Source organism: Microvirga lotononidis (assembly GCF_034627025.1).
Taxonomy (GTDB): domain Bacteria; phylum Pseudomonadota; class Alphaproteobacteria; order Rhizobiales; family Beijerinckiaceae; genus Microvirga; species Microvirga lotononidis.
The window spans coordinates 2606842-2628633 of record NZ_CP141048.1 but is presented as its reverse complement, the minus strand read 5'-3'; the positions used below and the strand labels follow the sequence as shown (position 1 = coordinate 2628633).

Here is a 21792-nt window from a genome sequence, read left to right as displayed (position 1 = left end):
CTCACGCGGCACGTTCCTTCAGGAACGCCTCGTGCTCGCGCACGAGGTCGCCGTTCAGCGCTTTTTGAATCAGCGCCCGCGTCTCCTTCACCCCGTAGAGAGCGATGAACGAGCCGAAGCGTGGACCGCGGGGTTCGCCCAGCAGCACCTGATAGATCGTGTTGAACCATTCGATGGACACGCCCGGACGGTCGGGCGTCGCGCCCTTGGCCTTGAGGTCCTGATAGCGCGGCTCGGCCCGGCCTACATTGTAGATCTCTTCCTGGATCGCTTCCGCCGTCGCGGGCCTCTCCCCGGTCTCGAAGGAGCCGAGCGCCTCTTCCAGGCGCCTCAGCGAAGCGGCTTCGACCTCGTCGGCCAGGCGATAGGCCTTCTGCGGCTTCACGAAATCCTCGAAGTAGCGCACGGCGCGCTTCACGAGGCTGTCGAGTCGGGGATGCGTCTCGGGCGAAACGCCCGGCGCGTACCGGCGGATGAAGCCCCAAAGCACATTGGGATCCTCGGAATTCGCCACGGCCACCAGATTGAGCAGCATGGAGAAGGAAATCGTCGTGCCAGGCTGGTTGCCGCCGCCGGACGAGACCAACTCGGGCGCCGGCGGTTCGCCTGAATGGAGATGCCAGACCGGATTCATCAGGCGTGCCTTGGCATCCTGCGCCGGGTACTTCTCCAGGAAGGTCAGATAATCGTCCACCTGCCGCGGGATCACGTCGAAATAGAGCTTCTTCGCCTCGCGCGGCTTGTTGAACATGAACAGCCGAAGGCTGTCCGGCGTGCCATAGGTCAGCCACTCGTCGATGGTGAGTCCGTTGCCCTTCGACTTGGAGATCTTCTGGCCCTTCTCGTCCAGGAAGAGCTCGTAGTTGAACCCGTCCGGGGGCAAGCCGCCGAGCGCCTTGGCGATCTCGCCCGACAGCTTCACGCTGTCGATCAGGTCCTTGCCGGCCATCTCGTAGTCGACGCCGAGCGCGACCCAGCGCATGGCCCAGTCGGGCTTCCACTGCAGCTTGGCATGGCCGCCGGTCACGGGCGTCTCGAAACGCTCGCCCGTATCGGGATCGCGCCACACGATGGTGCCGGCATCCAGCTTGCGCTCGTCGATCGGCACCTGCATGACGATGCCGGTCTTCGGGTGGACGGGCAGGAAGGGCGAGTAGGATTGCTGGCGCTCCTCGCGCAGCGACGGCAGCATGATCGCCATCACGGCATCGTAGCGCTCGAGCACCGTGAGCAGGGTCTTGTCGAAGCGGCCGGCCTTGTAGCACTCGGTCGCGGACATGAACTCGTAATCGAACCCGAAGGCATCGAGGAACTCGCGCAGGCGCGCATTGTTGTGGTGCGCGAAGCTCTCATGGGTGCCGAAGGGGTCGGGCACCTGGGTCAGCGGCTTGCCCAGCGCCGAGGCCACGAGCTCCTTATTGGGGATGTTGTCCGGCACCTTGCGCAGGCCGTCCATGTCGTCCGAGAAGGCGACGAGGCGCGTCGGGATGCTGTCGCCGGTCAAGACCCGGAAGGCATGACGCACCATGCTGGTGCGCGCCACCTCGCCGAAGGTGCCGATATGCGGCAGCCCCGAGGGACCGTAGCCCGTCTCGAACAGAGCCTCCTTCTTCCCCGTCCGTTTGAGCCGCTCGACGAGCTTGCGCGCCTCCTCGAAAGGCCAGGCATTGGCGGTCTGGGCGGCTTCAATCAGGGCAGGATCAAGGGTCAGAGGGTGAGACATGGGCCTAGTGCTTGCAGGAAATGCTTCCAGAAGCGCGGCACACTAGGGATCAGACCCGCGAGGGTCAATGCGGTAAACCCGTCTTCATCTCAGCGGAGATGGCTTCAAAACGGGCTGATCGGGAAGAAGCGGAGATAAAGTTCGGCGTACTTTCCTTCCTTCCAAAGCTGCTGCAGGGCGAAATCCAGGGCACGGCGCAAGGGTTCATCCTCGGTCCGGGTGACGAAGCCGATGCCCTCGCCGAAGAAGCGGCTCTCCAGGTAAGGCCCTCCCGAGAAGTCGCAGCAGCCGCCCGCCTCCTCTCCCCCGATCCAGAGGGCGAGACCGAGACCATCGGCGAACAGGTAATCGATTTCGCCGGCCTTGAGGGCAGCCTGAGCGGCGGCCAGATCCGGGAAGGGCTTGAGATTGCTTCCCGCCGCGAAGGCCTTGGCGAAGGCCTCGTGGGCCGTGCCCCCAACGACCCCGATGGTCTTGCCCTGCAGCGCTCTGGCTTCGGGTGCCGGCTGATTGCGGTCCTTGCGCACGGCGAACCGCGCCGGAAGCTTGAAATAGGGAGCCGTGACGGCAAAGCGGCTCCGCAGATCCGTCGTGATGGGAATGGCTGCGGCCACCACATCGCCTTGGCGCTCCTGCAAAGCGTCGAGCAGCGTGTCGAAGCGGCGGACCTGGACGGTGCAGGTGAGGCTCAGCCGCTCACAGGCGGCACGGGCGAGCTCCACCGACAAGCCGGTCGGATTGCCGTCCAGCCCCGGGAAATGCAGCGGCGGGAAATCGTCGTCGACGAGAAAGCGGATTGTGCGGTTCGTCGGCAGGTCGGGACGCTCGAGCAGTGCCCTGGGATCCCAGAAGTTCGGGATCGTCACGCCCTCGGCTCGTGCCAGACCCGATACCGACATCAGCAGGAGCACCGGCAAGGCCCGGAGGCATCCGAGGGGGTTGATCTTGGGAAGGAAGCGCGCAACCAATGTAACAATATCTCGAAGCATCAATCGATCATCTCTTGCACGCAACTTGGCACACATCAACAGCGCTCCGTGAAAGCGTCTGCTCATGAGGCAGGGTCTAGCGGAGCCGAGCCCACAGTCAACAGCACTGCCGGTCGAGATCGGGTTCCTGGCACATCATGGCCACGCCCCGGAAACGCTGCGCCAAGCCGCAATCCTCGCCCGTTTCGCCGGGATTTCGGCCGATGAGTTTCTGCTGAAACACAACCTCGTAGGCGAGGACGACTTCTATCGCGCCCTCGCGGCCGAGCTCCGGCTACCGTTCCTGTCCGCCCCTCCCCTGTCGCAGGCCGCCCTTTACCCGGACAGCATTCTGGCGGGCATCGCCCCTTTGGCCGGACTTCAGGCAGGGTTCGTAACGGCCCCTCGCGGTGCCGCGCTCGCCCGTCTCCTTGGCACGAGGCTCCGCAGCCGTACGCTTGCCATCACATCTCCGTCGCGCCTGAGAGAAGCGGTCTTTCGCAGGCAGGGCCCGTGGATCGCCGATCGGGCCGCCTCGGATCTGGCCCGGTGGGCGCCCGAGCTGGCGACCGACCTCGGCTACGGGCAAATCACCGTCCTGTTCGTCGTCCTGACCGTCACCGCGTTCGGCATTGGCCACGCTCCAGGGCCGACGCTGGCGATCATCGGGGCTGCTCTGGGGCCGCTCTTTCTGGGCATGATCGTCCTGAGGCTCGCGGCATCGGTGCTCAAAAACTCCCTCGAACCGAACGACGAGGCTCCCCGTACCGAGGACGCCGCGCTGCCGGTCTACACGATCATCGCGGCCCTCTATCGGGAGAAGCGGGTGGCCGCCACGCTCATCCAGGCCCTGTCGCGGCTCGATTATCCGGCGGCCAAGCTCGACATCAAGCTCGTTCTCGAATCCGACGATAGGGAAACGCTCGATGCCCTTCGGGCCGTCGACCTGCCGGGCAATATGGAGATCGTCGTCGCGCCCAAAGGGGAGCCGCGCACCAAACCACGAGCTCTCAATGTTGCCCTGCCCCTGGCGCGGGGACGCTTCACGGTCATCTACGATGCCGAGGACGTCCCGGATCCCGGTCAGCTGCGCCTCGCCGTTGCCCGGTTCGCCCGCCTGCCGCCGCAGGTCGCCTGTCTCCAGGCGCGACTCACCATCGACAACACGGACGATTCCTGGCTCACGCGCCTTTTCACCATCGAATACGCGGCGTTGTTCGATGTGTTCAACCCGGGTCTGGCCGAGATCGGGAGCCCCATTCCCCTGGGCGGCACCTCGAACCATTTCCGCACCTCGGTTCTCAAGGCAGTCCATGGGTGGGATGCCTGGAACGTGACAGAGGATGCGGATCTCGGCCTTCGCCTAGCACGGCTGGGCTATGAGGTCAGGGATCTTCCCTCATCGACGCTGGAGGAGGCGCCGGTCACCCTGGGCTCCTGGATGCGGCAACGGACCCGGTGGATGAAAGGTTTCGTCCAGACCGCCACGACCCATTCGCGCAGGCCGTGGGTCCTGCTCCGGCAATTGGGCGTCTGGCGCTGTTACGGCGCTCTCGTCCTGACCTGGGGTATCGTGCTCAGCGCCTTGTTCTACCCGCTTTTCTCCGTGCTGTTCCTGGCAGAGTGGTTTTCCGGAACGACCAGGCTTTATGCCTCGCGCTGGGACACCGTCGCCTGGTTCTACAGCCTGACGCTTTTCCTCTCCGGTACGGCGGCGATCATGATCCCGGCCTTGGTCGCCTTGCACAGCCGCAGGCTCTGGCGGCTTTGGCCGTGGCTGCCGCTGCTGCCGTTCTATTACGGTCTCGTGAGCATCGCGGCATGGCGGGGATTGTGGGAATTGGCGACGGCGACGTTCCGATGGAACAAGACGAGCCATGGCCACGCCAGGACGTCGCGCGCCGGATTGGTTCTCAGAAGCACCAGGCGAGAGTGGTCAGCACGAGATCATTGAACACGGCGCCTCCATAGCGCCACCAGAGGATCCCGCCGGAGGCAACCAGGCACAGGATCGTCCCGGCGAGAAGGCCTGTGCGGACCCGCCGTTCCTGCTGGTTGATCTGTCCGGTATCGACATTCATCTCCGCGATCCCACAAGACACTGGAACAACCACTATAGATGGCAGCCCCTCCAAGGGAAAGGGATCAGGCCTCGAGCCAGTTCCGCAATCGGGAGAGGCGAGGTTCCTCTTCCTGGGCAACGGCTTGAGCGAGCGCGGCTCGGCTTCCAACCAGGACGACGAGGCGGCTGGCGCGCGTTACACCCGTATAGAGCAGCTTGCGTCGCAGCATGGAGGCCTGCTGCAGCGCCACGGGAACGATCACCGCCGGATATTCCGATCCTTGAGCCTTGTGAATCGTCACCGCATAAGCGAGCGCAAGCTCGTCGAGTTCCTTCAATGTATAGACGACGAGCCTGTCGTCGAACGCGACCGTGAGTTCGCCGTATTCCCGGTTCACCTCACGCACGATGCCGACCTCGCCGTTATAGACGTCGCGCTCGTAATCGTTCCGGACCTGCATGACCTTGTCGCCGGGACCATAGACCCATCCGGCGCGGTGCAGACTGTCGGGCCCAGGCGGATTGAAGATCTGCTGCAATTCCCCGTTCAGCATATGCGTGCCGAGCCGCCCTCGGTTCATGGGGCATAACACCTGAACATCGCGCACGGGATCGAGGCCGAACTTTCGCGGGATGCGATCGCGCATAAGGATCGTCATCTTGGCCATGGCATCGCCCGGCGTATCGGCCTCGATGAAATAGAGATCCGAATCCGGCCGGTGCGAGAGATCGGGCACGAGCCCGCGATTGATGGCGTGCGCCACGGTGATGATGCGGCTTTCCCGCTCCTGCCGGAACACCTCCCGAAGATGCACCACTGGAATGCCACCGGACGCGATGATGTCGGACAGGATCTGTCCGGGCCCGATGGAAGGAAGCTGGTCCACGTCGCCGACGAGGAGCAGGCAAGCCTCGTTGGGCAAGGCACGCAAGAGAGCCGCCATGAGCCGGATATCGAGCATGGAAGCCTCGTCCACCACGAGGAGATTGCAATCGAGCGGCGCTTTGGCGTTGCGCCGGAACCCGCCCTCGGACGCTTCGAGAAGCCTGTGCACGGTCTTGGCCGGAAACCCCGTGCTCTCGGCGAGCCGCTTCGCCGCACGCCCCGTGGGCGCGCAGAGGGCCACCTGCAATTCGTGCTTCGCGCAGAGATGCGTGAGGCTGCGAATGAGCGTGGTCTTGCCGACGCCGGGACCGCCCGTGACGACAAGCACTTTCGCCTGGCAGGAGGCGATGAGCGCGTCGCGCTGGCTTGCCGAGTAGGAGACGCCAGCGACCTTCTCCGCCTCGGCGATCACCTGTGCGGTGTCGAGACCGCGCCAGGGATGGAAGCCCTGGGCGATCTCCTTAAGGCGCTGCGCGATGAAGATCTCGGCGCCGTAGAGGCTCTTGAGAAAGATGCAGCGACGGCCGTCGAGCTCATCGGCCACAAGCTGACCCGCGGAACATTGGGCGTCGAGCACGGGAGAGAGTTCACTCGTCCGGACATCGAGGAGCGCGCTCGCCTGCTGCAGGAGTTCATCGGCCGGCAAGCCGGAATGCCCGTCCTTCACGGCTTCGGACAGGACGTTGGCGAGACCGGCCTGGAGCCGGATCTCAGCCGTCGGCTCGACGGCAAGCTGCATGGCCACGTGGTCGGCCAGCGCGAATTCGAAACCGGGAATGTCGAGCGCAAGCCGGTAGGGATTGGCCGAAATGATGTCGATGGCCCCGACGCCATAGGCGCGATAGATGCGCGTGAGCAGGAAGCCGCCGATGCCGTGGGCATTGAGGAAGGCGGCGATGTCCTTCAAGGCGCGGTGCTCGGCCCAGGCTTCGCCGATGCCGAGTGCCTTCGCCATGCCGATGCCGTGCACGCGCGTCAGCTCGTGCGGCTTCTTCTCGATGACATCGAGAATGCGCGATCCGAAGGAGGCGATGAGCCGTTGCGCGACGGCAGGGCCGACGCCCTTCAGCAGGCCCGATCCGAGAAACCGCTGCAGGTCTTCCGCGGTCGTCGGCGCCGAGGTCTTCAGCTCGGCGGCGCGGAACTGAACCCCGTGATTGCGATCATGCAGCCACTCGCCGCTCGCCTCGATCACTTCGCCGATGGCGACCGACGGCGCATGACCGACGACGGCAACGGGCCTGCGGTGGCCGCGTGCCTTGACGCGCAGCACGCAGAAACCAGTCTCGTCGTTGTGGAACGTCACCCGCTCGATGGAGCCGACGAGATGCTCGGAGAGGGATAGGGCGTCCTGCCGAAGGGCAGGAAGGGCGGATGATTTCGGCATCGATCAAAAAGACCAGGAGCGCCGGAACGCTACCGCGGGAAGAAAAATGGACGAGACGATTGTCAGATCATCTCGTCCATGATCGCAGCGAAAGTTAGGCTGCCTTTTTGGTCGGCCAGCCGAGTTCGACGAGGCGCGCCTTGGCGAAGTCGCGGATCTCGTCGCGGATGCCTTCCGGCAGATCGGCGAGCGTCTTCTGGGTGTCGGCGTGAAGCATCAGGTCCGTGACCGCATTGATGGTCTTGGCCTTCTTGATCTTCGCCTTCAGATCGTCCTCGACCTTGGCATCGGCAGCGGCCGCTTCGACCTTTCCCTTCTGCGGCTCGGTCTTCTCGAGCTCAACATGCGGGTCGGCATAGCCCGGACGGCCCTGCTTGAACTCGTCGGCCTCCTCCTCGGAATAGACATAGCCGTGCAGCTCGATGAGCTTGAGGATCACGCGGTCTTTCGCGCGCTTCTCCGCCATGGCGTAGACATAGGCGGCCTGCTTGCCGGAGACCCGATAGTTCACGCCGATCAGCGCCTCGCCGATGGACCACTCCACCCGGTCGCCCATGCGGCCGGTCACCTGGATGACGGCCTCGTCGCGCTCGGCGCGAATGATCTTGGGCTCGTCGAAGACGACTTTCGCCTGGGCGGCGATGCGCTCCAGGGTCTTGTGATAGATGACCGCCGTTCCCTGGACGCGCCAGACGTTCCCGGCCATCGGCTCGCCGAATTTCGCAAGCACCTCTGAAATCTTCTTGTCCGTCGTATTCATCCTCGATCCTAACGTTCTCAGGAGCCCGCAAATCGGTGACGCGCTCTTGTCGCAGCCTTGTCCCGGCCAGCGCGTTCGGTATTTGTTCTATAGCAAATTTGAGCCGCCCGGTCCACTTTCAAACTATCTGAATCGGCCAATAAAGCTTTATATCACAATACTTTATACCATGTGCCATTTTGTCCCAATCCTGCCGGATGGCAGCGTATCGCAACGCTGGGCAACTCTATCCTCCGACGGCCACGCAAAGTTTGACCCATCGACTTATGTTCTATATATGTTCTCGTGACCGTCATGGGCAAAGGACAGCCCATCCTTACAAAAAGCCAAGATGGAGGCCCCGATGTCCGCGCAAGCGCTCCTCGACCTTTCGGACAGGCGCCCTGCCCGCCGCTCGGGAACCCGCCGGGCCCAGAAGCGCCCGTCCACGCCGCTCACGCGCAACGCCCTGATCGCCGATTACCTGGCGCTCTGCGAACTCGACGCCGAGGTGGAATCCCTGCGCGCTCCGGCCGATCCGGCGGAGTTCGCCGTCGGCGACGAGACTCTCGAGCACCTGGCGGATTTCGAGATCGTCAGGGACGGCACTGCCTATCTGGTCGACGTGGTGACCGACGAAGACTTGCTGAAGCATCCGCTGCGGGCTGCCGCTATCCACGGCATCGCCTCGTCGGATGGGCGCTCATTCGCGATCGAAACCGCCGCGAGCATCCGGGCCGAGCCGCGTTTCACGACCATGCGCCTGATCCTGGCCTGCAAGCGCACGCCCGTGACGGCAGGCGACCGGGTGCGGGTCCTGCATCAGCTCGATGAGGTCGGAACCATGCGGCTGGTGGATTGCGCCAGCGCCGTCATGAACACGCAGGACGGCGTCGCGGCCGTTCTCGCGCTCGCCTGCGAGGGGCTGGTCGCTGTCGACATCAGCCGCCCGATCCTCCCGGAGACGCAGGTACGCCGGCGCCGCCTGGCCTATAGCGATCCATTCGCCTTCTAAAGCATCGAACGTGAGTTCGCTTCTACGTCCGATGCTCTAAGACTGCGCCGCGTGGCGCTCCACCGCCTCGCCGAGGAGCGAGCGCACGATGGCGCGCACGGCATCCGACGTGTTGTCGGCGTTGAACTTCGCTTCGATCTCGTCACGGACGATCGAGCCGTCGCCGCTCCGCTTCAGTTCCGTGGCGGATTCCGCCTGCAGCAACGTGACGAAGGCGCTTTCCACCTCCCGCGCCACGACGGCTCCATCCGCCGCATCGACGACGCGCCCGGTCAGATCGAATACGTTGCTCTCATAAGGCAGGGCATGCGGCTCCAAGGCACCGCTTCCGTCCAGGATCCAGGCGCGCGGCACGTGATCGACGAGATCGACGGATTGCCGCGTGATGTTGCCGGGATTCATCCAGCGGGTCCGTCCGGCCAAAATGGACTTCTGCGTCTTGTGGATGTGCCCGTTGATGAGGACGTCGCAGCCTTCGACCGCGAAAGGCGGCACCGCGCCCGGATACCCGCCGTCGAAGGCGATGTCGTGATGCGTGAACCATGCGTGCAGATCGACGCCCGTGAAGGAGCCCCGCGCATCGGTCGGGATCGTCTGGCCGTAAGGGGTCATGCCGATGCCGATCCGGCGCGCATCGATCTGGAATTCCGTCACCGGCGCCGATGTGGCCACCACGTCGACCACGTCGCACAGGCCCAGCAAGGCGAGCGAGTCGCTGTCCGTCAGCGTCATGTGCTGGATGTCGTGATTGCCCACATTGACGATGGGCCGCTGCCTGAAGCCCTTCAGGACACGGATGAGCTGGTTCTTGAGAGCCATGTCGGTTTCGACCGGCCGGTCGAACAGATCACCCAGGATCACGACGGCGAGCCCCCGCTCGTTGGCGATGGACACGCAATGCTCCAGCTTGCCGAGCACGGCCTGGGGCCACACGACATCCTTGCGTCGGCCAGGGCGTCTCGAGCCCACATGAGGATCCCCGATCACCAGGATGCCGTTGCAGGCGACGGGGGGAAGACGATCTCCGGACAGGATCATGCGGTCAGCCTCTCCGACGGCGTGGTAGAGTGGGTGGCGTGGGCGTGATGGTCCAGCAGGTTCTCGGGCTTCACGGGCGAGCCGCAGGTGGGGCAGAGCCCGCCAGTCTCTTCCATGAGCTCCGCCATCTCCGCCTGCAAGGATGCGAGCCCCTCGTCGACCTGCGCGATGCGGCTTTGCGCAATCCGAGCACCATTCCGAAGATCCGCCATGTGCCTCAGCATGTTTTGTGCCGAGGCCGTGTTTTCAAGACTTGGAACAGCCTCCGGGAGGCTTCTCAATGCCGCAACCCGGGCCCTGCTCCGGGCAAGATCGCGGCCGAGACCGATGACCCGCTCCGCGATCCGCCGGTGCTCACGCGAGCGCTCCACCCGGCGCGTGATGTCCATCAGCCGCTCGGCTTCAGGCAGCGTTGCCGTGACATCGGTGCGTGCCCGCGCTTTCTCCAAGCGCCGGTGGAGCTCGGTGAGTTGCGTTGCGCGCTGTCGCAGCCCGTGCAGCCGCCCCGAGACCTCCTTGAGCTCGCCGGCCTGGCTGCGGATCGCCGACAGCTTGTCCTTGAGCGCATCGAGGTCATTCATCCCGTCGAGCGTTTCGCCGAGTGCGATCAGCTCCCGCTCGCCGTTGCGCACGAGATCGTTGTCGCGTCGGCAGCGTTCGCGATGAATGACGAGCATGTCGCGGATGTAGCCCGCCTCCTGGCCGATCGAGAGAACGGCGGATCGGCGGGACGGCGTCTCTCCGAGAAGGAAGACGGGGAACTTCTGATGCGCGATGTGAACGTCGAGATCCTCTACCTTGCGGATGCGGATGAGGTCGGCGACCCAATCCGCCACATTGCGGCCGCCCGTCTCGTAGCGCATGCCCTGCTCCTCGACGACGGAACCGTCCGCTTCGTGCAAGGACCAGACGTTGATGGGCGAACGGCGCGGCTGGCGCGTGAAGCGCAATGTCCGACGCCCCGCCACACCGATCTCGACGGTCGCGGCCTTCGCCCCCGCGCGCACGAGACTGTCCCTGGCTTCGCCGTAGAACACTGCGCGCAGCGCCCGAATGAAAGTGGACTTGCCGCGGTTGTTCGGCCCGATCAGCGCATTCACGCCGGGGCTCAAGTGGAGCGTCGCATCCTCGTAGGCTTGCACGTTCACGAGCCGGATGAAGCGCAGACCCGGCTGAGATTCGCTCCATGCAGCGCTGGTGTCGGTGGATTGTACATCGACGCCGGAGACGGGATCGCCGACAATCCGGGCGATGTGGAACGAGCCCGAGAACTGCGACAGGTCGTGATGCGAGACGGCCAGACATTGCACGCCGAGGCGCGCGGCACCATCCTCCAGCACCTTGTAGAAGGACGAGACGCGGTCCGGCGCAATCCAGCAATCCGCTTCGTCGAGAGCAAGAAAGCGGGCGACATCCGCCTTGACCACGGCGATCAGCCGCAGCGCCATTCCGATCACGTTCGTCAGTGCGCCGCCATTGTCCTCCAGGACGTCCTCGAGCGTGCCGTCGGCGCGACGCACGCAGATGTCGAGCGAAGCGAGGCCGCGCTCCGTCGAGAGGTCGAGGGCCGCGGGTTTTTCGCCCGGCAGAACCTCCTGAACCAGAGCGGTGAGCAGCGTCTCGAACGCGGACAGGCTGCGGCGGCTTGCAGAGCCGTGCACGGCCTCGATGAAGGCCTCCACCTCATCCTTGACGGCAAGGCGGCCCTTGGCGAGTTCGATCTCGCGCGTCAGCTCCTGGCGGCGGCTGCGCAGGGCATCGCGTCGCCCTTCCAGTCGCGCCAGGGACGCTTGCGCCCGTGCGACGTCATGATCGATATCAGGACCGATCAACGCTCGTCTCCGAGCTGCTTGAGGCGCGCTTCGACATCGCGCAGGGCGGCGGCGAATTCGTCTGCGAGCTTGGCATTGCGCGCCTGCGCATCCTCGATCAGTCCCTGAAGCTGTCCTTCGTCGTCGGTGCCGAATTCCGACAGGGCGAGAGCCCGCGCCTCTTCCAGTTCGCGCGTGAGACGCTCGACCTCGCCTTCCGCGCGTATCCGCTCCGCCCGCAGTTTATCGAAGGTCTTGCGCATGTCCTCCAGGCGCCGGAGCTGGTCCGTCTCGAAGCGTGTCGGGTTGGTCATGGGGTGGCGAATCCACTGCGTTGGAATGGTCGAGCTTCAGTTATCGCCAGCGATATTTCGCCGCAACGACTTTGCCACTTTTTGAGCGGGATCCGGAGCGATCTCTTCAATCCTGCCATCTGACCCTCCACATAGTATCGGTTACTCCGAGATTACAGTCCCACAGCGCCGACTTTGCTTGACACGGCGGACATCGGGAGTATGTTCTTGGTTTGTTCGCATCCTGTGTATGCGTCGTGGATGTGACGCCATTAGGGCAGCCGCGCCTCACCGCCGCAAAGGATCCTGCGATGACCGCTATGACGGACGAGAGACCGATTTTCGAGAACGAGGAATGGCTCGTGGTCGAGAGCGGTCTGGAGCACAAGCGAACGGGCTATTTCATCGACCGTGACAGCGTCGGCCAGCGGCGCGAGGACGGCCTATGGACGTGGCCGCTGCACATGGCGGAGAAGAGCTGGTGCGCCATCGAGCCGTTCTCCGAGGCGTTCTCCTGCGCAGCCTCCGTCTATGGTGTCCCGGCAGGCGCGGAGCTGGCGCGAACTTTCAAGTTGGCGCGCTGCGAGATCTCGCCCTGGCCGAAGGTTGCGAGGGAGTCCAGGCGGCGATCGAACCCCGTTCCGCTGATCCCGAGAACCTTGCATTCGCAGGACTCAAACCCCATCTTCATTGAGCCGCGCTCTTCGGACAAACCCTTGAATGGTCAAGGTTTTCCAAGCTCGGACGATGTCTGGCGCATCCGCCCGCAAACAGGCGTGCGCCTGTTTCTGAAGAACCCGCGTATCCGTTCCGAACGCCCGAATCCGACGCGAGACGCCGACCTTCCATGGCGGGCGCAGCGCCGGATCCGCAAGACCGGGACAAAGCTCGTCCGGCTGCTTCAGGCTGCCTGGACTCTAAGGTGAGAGCAATGCCGAGCTTCGGCCTCGAAGAAACCATGCGCTACGGCGCCCATGCTTTTCAGGGAGACGCCTCCGGTGTGGACACCATACCTCCCGAGACGGCGGACGAGTTCGCCCAGCTGGTGATCGAAGCGATCTGCCATGCGAGCGTGACGCCCGATATCGGTCGCCGCACGTTCGAGCGCTGTATGCGCGCGCTTGCGGTCGGGTCGACGGCTCGCGTCGGCTTCCGTCACCCGGCCAAGGCCGAGGCGATCGACACGATCTGGAGCGAGCGTGAGCACCTGTTCGGAGACTACAACGCAAGTCCCGACAAGCTGCGCTTTCTCGCGACGCTGCCCTGGGTGGGGACTGTGACGAAACATTCCCTGGCTCGCCGGCTCGGCATCTATGCTGAGCATGGACAGCGGGCCGTTGCTTAAGAACGAAACAACAAGAAGAGGAATCATCCGATGGCCAAGGTTCGCGCAAGCGATGTCGGGTTCTGCGTTGTCGACGACAACGCCAATGTCATCGCCGACAATCTCGTTCACCGCATCCGCGAGGCTGCCGCCGAGATGGAGAGCCAGGTCAACCGGCTCTATCGCGGACGGGAAGCTTACGATCTCGAAGACGGCACCAAGCTCGATCTCGACAAAGCCATCGAGCAGCTGACCTACATGGCCCGCACCCTGCGCGAGGTTCAGAGAGAACAGTCGAAAGTGGTTTATCTCCAGGCAGCGGAATAGACCGGCCTTCTCGAAAGCGGTGTCCCTGGCACCGCTTTTTTTATTACTCGCTCGCTGGTGCCTTCACGGCCAGGATGAACAGCACGAGCGGGGCATGCCGGTACCAGCGTTTCAGCCAATCATGTTTGCGGGCCATTTCTTCGCTCGGGCGCGGCTCCTCGATTCTCACAATTCTGAATCCGGCTTCACTGACGGCGTTGATGTAATCGGAGAGGGTCCGCGGGAACCGCGGCACCTCGAACTTCGGCGCGCCGGTCTTCTGTTCGCCTCCGTCGCGCCTGCTGAACCGCCAATGTTCGACGAAGGGCTCTCTTTCGAAATACTGGCCGACCCGCAATCCGAGATGGCCTCCTGCTTCATCCGCAAGCCACGCGATGGCCGGCGTGATGAAGCAAGGATGGAGAACGCTGAAGCACAAGGCGCCACCAAGTTTGAGCACCCGTGAAGCAGCCTGCATCGAGGCCGACAGATCCGGCCCGTCCATGAGCGCCATGGTTGACAGGGCCGCATCGAACGCACCATCGGCGAAAGGAGCGAGGTCGCCGAAGGAGGCGATCTCGTAGACGATCCCGAGAGGCTCATCTTTTTCCTGCTCCCGGGCACGTCTGATCATCCCACTCGAGAGATCGATTCCCGTCATGACGCCGCCGAGCCTCGCAAACCGGCGTGTATTGGAGCCCTCGCCGCAGCCGAGATCGATCACGCGTTTCCCCGCGATGGGAGGCATGAAGTCCAGGAAGGCAGGGAACGTGTAAAGCTCACGATAAAGGTCGAGCCCGCTTCGGACCTCCTGTGTCCAGATGTCGGCATTCCGGTCCCATGCCGCCGCAACGGCCGCCTCGTCCAAGATCGTATCCGTCAAGGCAGCCTCCCGAAGCTTGGCCAGGATGTTACAGCCTATGTAACCTCCTTATCGACATCGGCCAGAATGGTCCGATCCGGCGTATTCGGAAAGGTGCGCCGTTCTCGGCTGAAGCCATGTCTCATGGTCACGGCCGTGGCTCCACCGGGTTCGCCCCGTTCATTCGTTGCCCTTCCCAGCCTCCTGCCCGGGAATCCGCTCTTGTGTTTCACGTGGAACAAATATAGAACAGTAGGTGATGCCCCTCCTTGAACGGCGCCCGCCGCATGTCCGCACGGAGCGCCAGGGCAGGAATGTGCAACCGACCTGAAAACGTGAGGCATCCTTTTGCCCCAGCCGTTCAGGAGAGACGAAGTGGAGAGGCTGTCATGGCAGGCAGTGTGAACAAGGTGATTTTGGTGGGGAACCTGGGTCGGGACCCTGAGGTGCGGCGTCTGTCGAACGGGGAGCCGGTGGTGAACCTGCGGATCGCCACGTCGGAGACGTGGAAGGACAAGGGCACGGGCGAGCGCAAGGAGAAGACCGAGTGGCACTCGGTGGTGATCTTCAACGAGAACCTAGCGCGGGTGGCGGAGCAGTACCTGAAGAAGGGCTCGAAGGTGTATGTCGAGGGCCAGCTGCAGACGCGCAAGTGGACGGACCAGCAGGGGCAGGAGAAGTACACCACCGAGGTGGTGCTGCAGCGCTTCCGCGGTGAGCTGACGATCCTGGACAGCCGCGGCGGGGGTGGCGCCTCCGAGTACGGCGACGAGGAGCCGGGCCAGATCAGCCGCGGCGGCGATTTCGGACGCTCGTCCCCCATGGAGCGCAGGCCTGAACCGGCCGGCAGCTCGCGCCACAACGACTTCGACGACGACATTCCGTTCTAGAGCTTAGAGCATTCTTCGGCGAAGTGGACCCGGTTCGCCGTCAAACGATGCGGCTCCGCAATAAAGAGAGATGATTCTACGTGAGTGGAAACAGCTCTAGTGCGGGCAAGCGGACTCACTTGTCCGCACGATCCGCTGGCCTAAAGCATCGAACGCAAAGCGGAACCGCCTTCGCGCTCGATGCTCTAATAGCCGACCGTGCCGTGCCAGAATGCGAAGGCGACGGCACCGCCCGCGAGCAGGATGAGCGGGTTGAGCTTCGGACGCCACAACAGAATAACCGCCGCGATGCCTGCGATGGCCCAGGAGGGGACACCAGCCCCCGCGATTCTGAAGATCGCGACCACACCGGCCAGGATCAGCCCCGCTCCGATGGGTGCAAGGCCATTTTCCAGCGCTGTATGCCAGTGGCGTCCGCGATAATGGTTCCACATCCTGGTGACCCCGTAGCAGAGCAGCGACGAGGGAACGAACAGCGCGAGCGTCGCCACGATGGCGCCAGTCCAGCCCGCCACCTTCCAGCCGAGCAGGGTCACGAGCATGGAGCCCGGACCAGGCGCAGCCCGAGCGATGGCGAAGAGATCGACGAATTCCCGGGCGCTGACCCAGTGATAGACCTCGACGGATTGATGCTGGATTCCGGCGAAGATGCTCGGACCGCCGCCGATCGAAACCAGCGAGAACGGCACGAAGACGACGATCAGAGACCAGAGGGCATTCTCACGCATGGGACCGTGCCTTTCGCCACGCGAGACAGATTGAAATCGGGGCCAGCACGAGAACGACCGGAACGAGAGGCCATTGCAGCACACCGACGGCGATGAAGGTGGCGAGCAGAAACAGGAAGGGCAGAATTCCAGTGCTCGCACTGCGCGCCCCCTTGATGGCGACGACCAGCAGCAGGCCAATGGCGGCCGCCGCAGCTCCGCTCATGCCGTCCTGGATCCACGGCATCGTGGATAGCAGATCATAGGCTCCGAGAATGCCGAGGACCGCGAAGAAGGGACCGATCACGAGACCCGAAACGGCGCAGATCGAGCCGGCGGGACCACGCAACCGCTGCCCGATATAGACGGAAAGATTCGTGACGTTCGCTCCAGGCAGGATCTGGGACAGAGCCAGGCCGGAGAGAAAATCCGCGTCGCTCATCCAGCCCCGCACCGTGACCACGTCGCGGTAGATCCAACCGGACAGCCCTCCTCCGAAACTGAAAAGACCGATTCTGAAGAAGACAAGGAAAATGGAGACGAGAGAAACGGGAAGTTTTTCCGAGGACATCACGTTATCGGGAAGTTGTGGCGGCATGGTCAGAACGGGATGGCCACAGCAGCACATCCGGGATGCGGGGGCAATGGTTTGAGGGAGCCAACTCCATCGTCATCGATGTCCCTCGCACTTTGCAATGCCCGTTACGCGTACGACGCGCCGGCGCAGGAATGCACCGGCGGCATCGCGCGGCGACCGAAGTCTGTGGGGCAGCAGAGCGGACGCCTGCAGCCACATGGTCGTCGATGTTCCTGAAGTTGCCGCTGAACGGAGAGCATCGGAGTTCTCAAGACGCTCGTGCAGCCGGACGGTAAAGATCCGAATATCGTTCCCGCAGGATGTTCTTCTGGACCTTTCCCATGGTGTTGCGCGGGAGTTCCTCGACGAAGACAACCCGCTTTGGCAGTTTGAACTTCGCCAAGCGATCTTCAAGCGCCGACAGGATCGTCCTCTCGTCGACCGCCGCCTCCCCGGACCGCACCACCACGGCCGTGACCCCTTCGCCGAAATCCGCGTGCGGCACGCCGATCACCGCGCTCTCGAACACGCCCGGGATGGCGTCGATCTCGTCCTCGATCTCCTTCGGGTAGACATTGAAGCCCCCGGTGATCACCAGATCCTTGCCGCGCCCCAGGATGTGGACATAGCCGCGCTCATCCATCTTGCCGAGATCGCCGGTGATGAAGAATCCGTCCGTGCGGAATTCGGCCGCGGTCTTCTCCGGCATGCGCCAATACCCCTTGAACACGTTCGGCCCCTTCACTTCGATCATGCCGATCTCGTTGCGTGCCAATTCGCGTCCGCTTTCCGGATCGGTGATGCGCGCCGACACCCCGGGCAGCGGCAGGCCCACGGCGCCGGGTACCCTGTCGCCATCATACGGGTTCGAAGTGTTCATGTTCGTCTCGGTCATGCCATAACGCTCGAGGATGGCGTGACCGGTGCGGGCACTCCACGCGCGGTGGGTTTCCGCGAGCAGCGGAGCGGAGCCCGACACGAACAGGCGCATGCCGGATGTCGACTCCTGCGTGAGACCTGGGTGCTGCAGCAGGCGCACATAGAAGGTCGGCACACCCATCAGCGCCGTGGCGCGGGACATCAGCCCGAGGATCTCATCCGCGTCGAATTTCGGCAGGAAGATCATCGACGCGCCGGAGAACAGGGTGACGTTGCTGGCCACGAACAGACCATGCGTGTGATAGATCGGCAGGGCATGGATCAGCACGTCCTCCGCCGTGAAGCGCCAAACCTCCTTAAGGGTCAGAGCGTTGGAGACGAGATTGTCGTGGGTCAGCATCGCTCCCTTGGAGCGGCCCGTCGTACCGGATGTGTAGAGGATCGCCGCCAAATCGTCGCCGGCCCTTGATACCGTCTCGAACGCATCGGGCGCATCAGCGGCGGCCTCCATCAACGTGCCCTGCCCTTCGGCGTCGAGCCCTTCGACGGCGGCGCCCACCTTCGCAGCCAGCGGCTCGATACCTTGACGCTTGGCAGGATCGCAGACGATGAGAGATGGCTCGGCATCACCGATGAAGTAATCCAACTCCGCCAGCGTATAGGCGGTGTTGAGCGGCAGATAGACGGCGCCGGCGCGGACAGTCGCAAGGTACAGAACCAGTGCCGGGACCGATTTCTCGACCTGGACGGCAACCCGGTCGCCGGGCTTTACCCCGCGGCGGACGAGCACGTTCGCCAACCGGCCGGACAGGGCGATCAGATCCGCATAGCTGACGGCCGTCTCGGCCGGCGTCGCGATGGCGGTCTTGGCAAGGTCGGCGATCGAGCGTTCGAGGCGATCAAACAGGTTGGCATTCATGGCGTAAGCTCCGCAGCGGGGCTGGAGTGAATCCGGACAAGGTACGGGAACGGGGCCGTGATCAGGTGGGCACAAGATCGCGGGATGGCAGGTCGGCCCGCAAGGCCTTGCGGACTGCGGACGAAGCGGCGACCGTCCCCTTCTCGGCGAAAGCCTCATGGTTCTTCTCGATCTCATCGAGAGCATAGAGGTAGTTGACCATCAGCCCATGGGACTGCTTCAGGCCCTTCGGCGACACGTCGCCGAGGAAGTTCATGCGCTCCAGCCGTGCGCCGTTGCCGAGATGGAATCGGGCCACCGGATCGATCGGACGGCCCTTGGAATCCTTGGCCTTCAGGAAGTAGTAGGCCGCGGCTGAGAGCAGGACGGCGCGAACGCTCTCCGCTCTCGCCGGATCGTCCTGCCAGGCCGGCTCGTCGAGGACCCGCAACGTTGCCTTGGACGCCTCGTCAAGACAGGCCGAGGCCTCGGCCTTGCGCTCGCGATCGAGCCAGCGAGAGAAGCCCGGGACGGGCGAGAGGGTCACGAAGGTTTTCAGGTTCGGCGCTTCGCCCTTGAGGGTCTCCACCACCTGCTTGATCAGGAAGTTGCCGAAGGACACGCCGCCCAGGCCCTTCTGGGTGTTCGAGATCGAGTAGAACACCGCGGTCGTCGCCTCGGCGGCAGCGATCGGGGTACGGCTCAGGTCGAGCAGCGGACCGATCGCATCGGGAATTGCCCGGGTGAGCGCGACTTCGACGAAGATCAGCGGCTCGTCGACGAGCTGCGGATGGAAGAAGCCGTAGCAGCGGCGATCGCCGGGTTCGAGGCGGTTGCGCAAATCGTCCCAGTTCTGGATCGCATGCACAGCTTCATAGCGGATGATCTTCTCGAGGATGTTGGCAGGCGTGGTCCAATCAATCGGCCGCAGCACCAGAAACCCCCTATTGAACCAGGACGAGAACAAGTGGGTGAAATCGGCATCCACGCACTTCAAGCCAGGATGGCGCGTGATGTGATCCCCGAGCTCTTCGCGCATGCGGATCAGGGCCGCGGTCCCGCCCGGGGCGAGGTTGAGCCGCCGGAACAGCTCCTGCCGCCGTGGCTCGGCGGCCGCATGCAGCGCCTCGAGGGCCTCCGTCCCCTGATCCTTGCGGACCGCCTCGATGGCCCGCTCCACGCGACGACGGTCGGGCCCGAAGCGCTCGGCAAGTGCCTGGAGGAATGCGAGCCGATCCGGCTCCGGCGCGGATTCGTAGCTCGCCAGGAGAGTTTGCGCCAAAGCCACGCCCGAGGCCTCGCCCCTGCGAGAGAGCAACAGCTCGCCCAAGGCGATCAGATCGAGATGCGGGATGGCCTTGCGCTCTCCCTTGCGCCCGAGCAAAGCCCGGCCCCTCTCGGTCAGCGTATCGATGAGATCCCCAAGGAACGTAGAGGCATCGGCTGTTTCAGACCGTGAGCTGTAGAACTTCATGCTTGGCCTCCACCAGATCTTGTTCAGCTGAGGAACGTTGTGTCGAGTTCCCAGCGGAGTACGGCTCGGTATCGCTGGACAGCGGAGTGAACGCGACGGCACGCATACGGAAAGAGGAATGGCTTTAATAACTGCCGGGATCGACGGCAGGCATGGACCGTCCGGGCACCCAACTCGCCGCCAAACAGCTCTTCTCGCCGAGCTATGCCCCTTCCGGGCATCGGCCACCCACTGCACGTTCCCGGCTTTCCGGAGGACGGGATCATGGGTGTTGAAAATTTCATGCGGCCGATTGCTCGGCCAAGGCTGCGATCAGATCCTCAAAGCGCTCACCTTGGATGATGATGTGCGACTTGAGCGCTTGCTCGGCCTGCGCACCGTCTCCGTTGAAGATGGCATCAACGATCCTTTCATGTTCCGCAAGCGATGTCTTCATCCTGTTGACGGCGCGCAATTGCAGGCGGCGGTAAGGACGCAAACGCCTTTGCAAGGTCAGGCATTGGTCGAGCAGAAAGCCATTCCGGCTCGCAGCATAGATCGCCTGATGGAAGCGCTCGTTCTCGTAATAATATGCATCGGTATCGCCGCGTTCCGCTGCGGCTCTGCACTCGTCGTGCGCAGCCTCGATGGCTTTCCTGTCGGCGCTCGTGCACCGGCGGGCCGCCAGCCGCCCCGCCATGGCTTCCAGCTCGGCCATCACCTCGAACATCTGCACCAACTGCTCCGCGCCGACTTGGGCGACGATCGCTCCGCGATTGGGGCGGATCTCGACCAATCCTACGGAGTCGAGTTGTGCCAACGCTTCCCGCACTGGAGTGCGGGATACGCCGAAACGTCGGGCCAGCGATGCCTCATCCAGGCGCTCGCCTGGCCGGAGAACGCTCGTGAGGATCTCATTTTCGATAGCATCCCGAAGCTGGGTTGCGACATTCTTCTTCATGTTCCGCCCTGAGGCCAAACGCGTCCGCCGACGCACATTGCATGCAATAATTTCACTATTGTACGCAATATAACTCTGGATGGCAACTACCTCCGAGATGGCATTTGCCTTAACCGGACGTCTCATATGTCCTAGCTGCGGCACCCGAGAGTCGTGAACTCTGCCGCAGAGGGCCAACGCTGCTTGTCCCAAACTGCAAAGTGCTTGTCCTGAAGTGTCAAGCAGATCGAATTGAAGCTAGGATGCTTAACCTACGGTAAGGTTTGAGCATGAAGACGGTTCTTCTCGGACCTTCGATCCAGTTCCAGCCAAGGCTCAACGTGCCGATTTATCGGACGTTCAGCGGGAGGGGCGCATGCACAGTCGTTACTCGGGCCAGGGCACCCTTCGGTTGATCGGAACGACCTGCATGTTGGGCCTGCTGGCTGCGGTCTGGACGCCGGTCGAAGCGAGCTCCCTATCGTCGGATACCGCATATCTGCAATTCCCGACCAGATTGCTCGAGGGCATTCGGGATAGGCATTTGGAGTACACGCGAGCGGCCGTGCGTGGCCCCAGGGGCGGTGCAGTTGCGCGCGGTCCGCGCGGCGCGGTGGCGCGTGGCCCTCACGGTGGGGTGGCTGCTCGTGGGCCCTATGGCGGAGCCGCGGCGCGCGGTCCCGCCGGCAACGTCGCCGTCCGTCCGGGATATCGCCCTCCCGTGCCAGCGGGCGGGTGGTACCGTCCTCCATCCTATTGGTGGCGGCCCGGGGCAGCGGTCGCCGCCGGCGCGGCCCTTGGGTTCGTAACGGCAGCCGCAGCCACGACCTATGCCGCCTCGCCGTCGCCGGGCACCGGCTATTGCTGGTACTACACCAATTCGCAGCGCACTCAGGGATTTTGGGATGTCTGTCCGAAGTGAGTGGATCATGCCGATCGTCTCTTGTTTACCTTGCCGTCAACGAGTCTCCGTACCGGTGAAACCAGACAGCTGGCCCGACGCGCATTGGAGGAAAAGGCAGGAACCTTGAGTT

The 21792-nt window shown here is 63.7% G+C and carries 21 protein-coding genes; 7 read left to right on the top strand and 14 right to left on the bottom strand.

All coding sequences use genetic code 11. The annotated features are described in order from the left end of the window. Nucleotide 1 precedes the first annotated feature (1 nt). On the bottom strand, nt 2–1723 hold the full coding sequence (locus U0023_RS12385) for a lysine--tRNA ligase (RefSeq protein WP_009491406.1): 1722 nt from the start codon (nt 1721–1723) through the stop codon (nt 2–4). A 104-nt stretch (nt 1724–1827) separates the two neighbouring features. Continuing rightward, nucleotides 1828–2622 carry a transporter substrate-binding domain-containing protein gene (locus U0023_RS12380; RefSeq protein ID WP_052600529.1) on the bottom strand — a complete coding sequence of 265 codons (795 nt, stop codon included), beginning with the start codon at nt 2620–2622 and terminating at the stop codon, nt 1828–1830. 154 nt (nt 2623–2776) lie between these two features. On the opposite strand from U0023_RS12380, the gene U0023_RS12375 reads away from it, so the two are divergent. Continuing rightward, nucleotides 2777–4645, top strand: coding sequence for a glycosyltransferase (locus tag U0023_RS12375; protein WP_009491408.1), 1869 nt, complete (start codon nt 2777–2779; stop codon nt 4643–4645). Here the strand turns inward: U0023_RS12375 and U0023_RS12370 are convergent. From U0023_RS12370 to U0023_RS12360, 3 genes are all read right to left on the bottom strand, one after another. Then, complete coding sequence (locus tag U0023_RS12370; RefSeq protein ID WP_009491409.1) at nt 4605–4772, bottom strand: hypothetical protein; 168 nt, start codon at nt 4770–4772, stop codon at nt 4605–4607. The genes U0023_RS12375 and U0023_RS12370 overlap by 41 nt on opposite strands. A 64-nt stretch (nt 4773–4836) precedes the next feature. Then, a complete protein-coding gene (recD2, locus tag U0023_RS12365) occupies nt 4837–7026 on the bottom strand; it encodes an SF1B family DNA helicase RecD2 (protein WP_009491410.1) in 2190 nt (729 codons plus the stop codon). A 94-nt stretch (nt 7027–7120) separates the two neighbouring features. Next, the gene (locus tag U0023_RS12360; protein ID WP_009491411.1) at nt 7121–7786 is read right to left on the bottom strand and encodes a hypothetical protein; all 666 of its coding nucleotides are present in this window, start codon (nt 7784–7786) and stop codon (nt 7121–7123) included. Between the two features lie 343 nt (nt 7787–8129). On the opposite strand from U0023_RS12360, the gene U0023_RS12355 reads away from it, so the two are divergent. Next, a complete protein-coding gene (locus U0023_RS12355) occupies nt 8130–8780 on the top strand; it encodes a hypothetical protein (RefSeq protein WP_009491412.1) in 651 nt (216 codons plus the stop codon). A gap of 36 nt (nt 8781–8816) precedes the next feature. On the opposite strand, the gene U0023_RS12350 is transcribed toward U0023_RS12355, so the two are convergent. Genes U0023_RS12350 through U0023_RS12340 form a run of 3 tightly spaced genes read right to left on the bottom strand, consistent with a single transcriptional unit; the run spans nt 8817 to nt 11943 of the window. Then, nucleotides 8817–9818, bottom strand: a complete 1002-nt coding sequence (locus tag U0023_RS12350) for a metallophosphoesterase (RefSeq protein ID WP_009491413.1) — start codon at nt 9816–9818, stop codon at nt 8817–8819. Continuing rightward, nucleotides 9815–11650 (bottom strand): AAA family ATPase, encoded by a 1836-nt coding sequence (locus U0023_RS12345; protein WP_009491414.1) that lies wholly within the window; start codon nt 11648–11650, stop codon nt 9815–9817. The genes U0023_RS12350 and U0023_RS12345 overlap by 4 nt, the downstream gene beginning before the upstream one ends. Beyond that, nucleotides 11647–11943, bottom strand: coding sequence for a hypothetical protein (locus U0023_RS12340; RefSeq protein ID WP_009491415.1), 297 nt, complete (start codon nt 11941–11943; stop codon nt 11647–11649). Before U0023_RS12340 ends, U0023_RS12345 begins: the two co-directional genes overlap by 4 nt. 290 nt (nt 11944–12233) lie before the next feature. Between U0023_RS12340 and U0023_RS12335 the strand changes: the two genes are divergently transcribed. From U0023_RS12335 to U0023_RS12325, 3 genes are read left to right on the top strand one after another with little or no spacing between them, the layout of a single operon-like run. Then, on the top strand, nt 12234–12848 hold the full coding sequence (locus U0023_RS12335; RefSeq protein ID WP_009491416.1) for a hypothetical protein: 615 nt from the start codon (nt 12234–12236) through the stop codon (nt 12846–12848). Between the two features lie 5 nt (nt 12849–12853). After that, complete coding sequence (locus U0023_RS12330; RefSeq protein WP_009491417.1) at nt 12854–13267, top strand: hypothetical protein; 414 nt, start codon at nt 12854–12856, stop codon at nt 13265–13267. A gap of 30 nt (nt 13268–13297) precedes the next feature. After that, a complete protein-coding gene (locus U0023_RS12325; RefSeq protein WP_009491418.1) occupies nt 13298–13573 on the top strand; it encodes a hypothetical protein in 276 nt (91 codons plus the stop codon). A gap of 43 nt (nt 13574–13616) precedes the next feature. Here the strand turns inward: U0023_RS12325 and U0023_RS12320 are convergent, their stop codons facing one another. Then, entirely contained in the window at nt 13617–14435 is an 819-nt protein-coding gene (locus U0023_RS12320) for a class I SAM-dependent methyltransferase (RefSeq protein ID WP_009491419.1), read from the bottom strand. A gap of 368 nt (nt 14436–14803) precedes the next feature. On the opposite strand from U0023_RS12320, the gene ssb reads away from it, so the two are divergent. Then, nucleotides 14804–15304 carry a single-stranded DNA-binding protein gene (gene ssb, locus U0023_RS12315; protein ID WP_009491420.1) on the top strand — a complete coding sequence of 167 codons (501 nt, stop codon included), beginning with the start codon at nt 14804–14806 and terminating at the stop codon, nt 15302–15304. Nucleotides 15305–15489: 185 nt separating this feature from the next. On the opposite strand, the gene U0023_RS12310 is transcribed toward ssb, so the two are convergent. The 5 genes from U0023_RS12310 to U0023_RS12290 form a co-directional block, all read right to left on the bottom strand. Then, nucleotides 15490–16032 carry a chromate transporter gene (locus tag U0023_RS12310; protein ID WP_009491421.1) on the bottom strand — a complete coding sequence of 181 codons (543 nt, stop codon included), beginning with the start codon at nt 16030–16032 and terminating at the stop codon, nt 15490–15492. Then, nucleotides 16025–16582, bottom strand: a complete 558-nt coding sequence (locus U0023_RS12305) for a chromate transporter (RefSeq protein WP_009491422.1) — start codon at nt 16580–16582, stop codon at nt 16025–16027. The genes U0023_RS12310 and U0023_RS12305 overlap by 8 nt, the downstream gene beginning before the upstream one ends. A 274-nt stretch (nt 16583–16856) precedes the next feature. Beyond that, a complete protein-coding gene (locus U0023_RS12300; protein WP_009491423.1) occupies nt 16857–18386 on the bottom strand; it encodes a malonate--CoA ligase in 1530 nt (509 codons plus the stop codon). 61 nt (nt 18387–18447) lie between these two features. Beyond that, nucleotides 18448–19839: a malonyl-CoA decarboxylase gene (locus tag U0023_RS12295; RefSeq protein WP_009491424.1), complete on the bottom strand. Its 1392-nt coding sequence runs from the start codon at nt 19837–19839 to the stop codon at nt 18448–18450. A 280-nt stretch (nt 19840–20119) separates the two neighbouring features. Beyond that, on the bottom strand, nt 20120–20779 hold the full coding sequence (locus U0023_RS12290; protein WP_009491425.1) for a GntR family transcriptional regulator: 660 nt from the start codon (nt 20777–20779) through the stop codon (nt 20120–20122). 355 nt (nt 20780–21134) lie between these two features. On the opposite strand from U0023_RS12290, the gene U0023_RS12285 reads away from it, so the two are divergent. Beyond that, nucleotides 21135–21680 carry a hypothetical protein gene (locus U0023_RS12285; RefSeq protein WP_009491426.1) on the top strand — a complete coding sequence of 182 codons (546 nt, stop codon included), beginning with the start codon at nt 21135–21137 and terminating at the stop codon, nt 21678–21680. Nucleotides 21681–21792: the final 112 nt, after the last annotated feature.

Excerpts from the sequence above, each read along its gene's own strand:
- U0023_RS12385 (WP_009491406.1), bottom strand. The coding sequence starts at position 1,723 with ATGTCTCACCCTCTGACCCTTGATCCTGCCCTGATTGAAGCCGCCCAG.
- U0023_RS12380 (WP_052600529.1), bottom strand. The coding sequence starts at position 2,622 with ATGTCGGTATCGGGTCTGGCACGAGCCGAGGGCGTGACGATCCCGAAC.
- U0023_RS12375 (WP_009491408.1), top strand. The coding sequence starts at position 2,777 with ATGAGGCAGGGTCTAGCGGAGCCGAGCCCACAGTCAACAGCACTGCCG.
- U0023_RS12370 (WP_009491409.1), bottom strand. The coding sequence starts at position 4,772 with ATGAATGTCGATACCGGACAGATCAACCAGCAGGAACGGCGGGTCCGC.
- recD2 (WP_009491410.1), bottom strand. The coding sequence starts at position 7,026 with ATGCCGAAATCATCCGCCCTTCCTGCCCTTCGGCAGGACGCCCTATCC.
- U0023_RS12360 (WP_009491411.1), bottom strand. The coding sequence starts at position 7,786 with ATGAATACGACGGACAAGAAGATTTCAGAGGTGCTTGCGAAATTCGGC.
- U0023_RS12355 (WP_009491412.1), top strand. The coding sequence starts at position 8,130 with ATGTCCGCGCAAGCGCTCCTCGACCTTTCGGACAGGCGCCCTGCCCGC.
- U0023_RS12350 (WP_009491413.1), bottom strand. The coding sequence starts at position 9,818 with ATGATCCTGTCCGGAGATCGTCTTCCCCCCGTCGCCTGCAACGGCATC.
- U0023_RS12340 (WP_009491415.1), bottom strand. The coding sequence starts at position 11,943 with ATGACCAACCCGACACGCTTCGAGACGGACCAGCTCCGGCGCCTGGAG.
- U0023_RS12335 (WP_009491416.1), top strand. The coding sequence starts at position 12,234 with ATGACCGCTATGACGGACGAGAGACCGATTTTCGAGAACGAGGAATGG.
- U0023_RS12330 (WP_009491417.1), top strand. The coding sequence starts at position 12,854 with ATGCCGAGCTTCGGCCTCGAAGAAACCATGCGCTACGGCGCCCATGCT.
- U0023_RS12325 (WP_009491418.1), top strand. The coding sequence starts at position 13,298 with ATGGCCAAGGTTCGCGCAAGCGATGTCGGGTTCTGCGTTGTCGACGAC.
- ssb (WP_009491420.1), top strand. The coding sequence starts at position 14,804 with ATGGCAGGCAGTGTGAACAAGGTGATTTTGGTGGGGAACCTGGGTCGG.
- U0023_RS12310 (WP_009491421.1), bottom strand. The coding sequence starts at position 16,032 with ATGCGTGAGAATGCCCTCTGGTCTCTGATCGTCGTCTTCGTGCCGTTC.
- U0023_RS12305 (WP_009491422.1), bottom strand. The coding sequence starts at position 16,582 with ATGTCCTCGGAAAAACTTCCCGTTTCTCTCGTCTCCATTTTCCTTGTC.
- U0023_RS12300 (WP_009491423.1), bottom strand. The coding sequence starts at position 18,386 with ATGAATGCCAACCTGTTTGATCGCCTCGAACGCTCGATCGCCGACCTT.
- U0023_RS12295 (WP_009491424.1), bottom strand. The coding sequence starts at position 19,839 with ATGAAGTTCTACAGCTCACGGTCTGAAACAGCCGATGCCTCTACGTTC.
- U0023_RS12290 (WP_009491425.1), bottom strand. The coding sequence starts at position 20,779 with ATGAAGAAGAATGTCGCAACCCAGCTTCGGGATGCTATCGAAAATGAG.
- U0023_RS12285 (WP_009491426.1), top strand. The coding sequence starts at position 21,135 with ATGCACAGTCGTTACTCGGGCCAGGGCACCCTTCGGTTGATCGGAACG.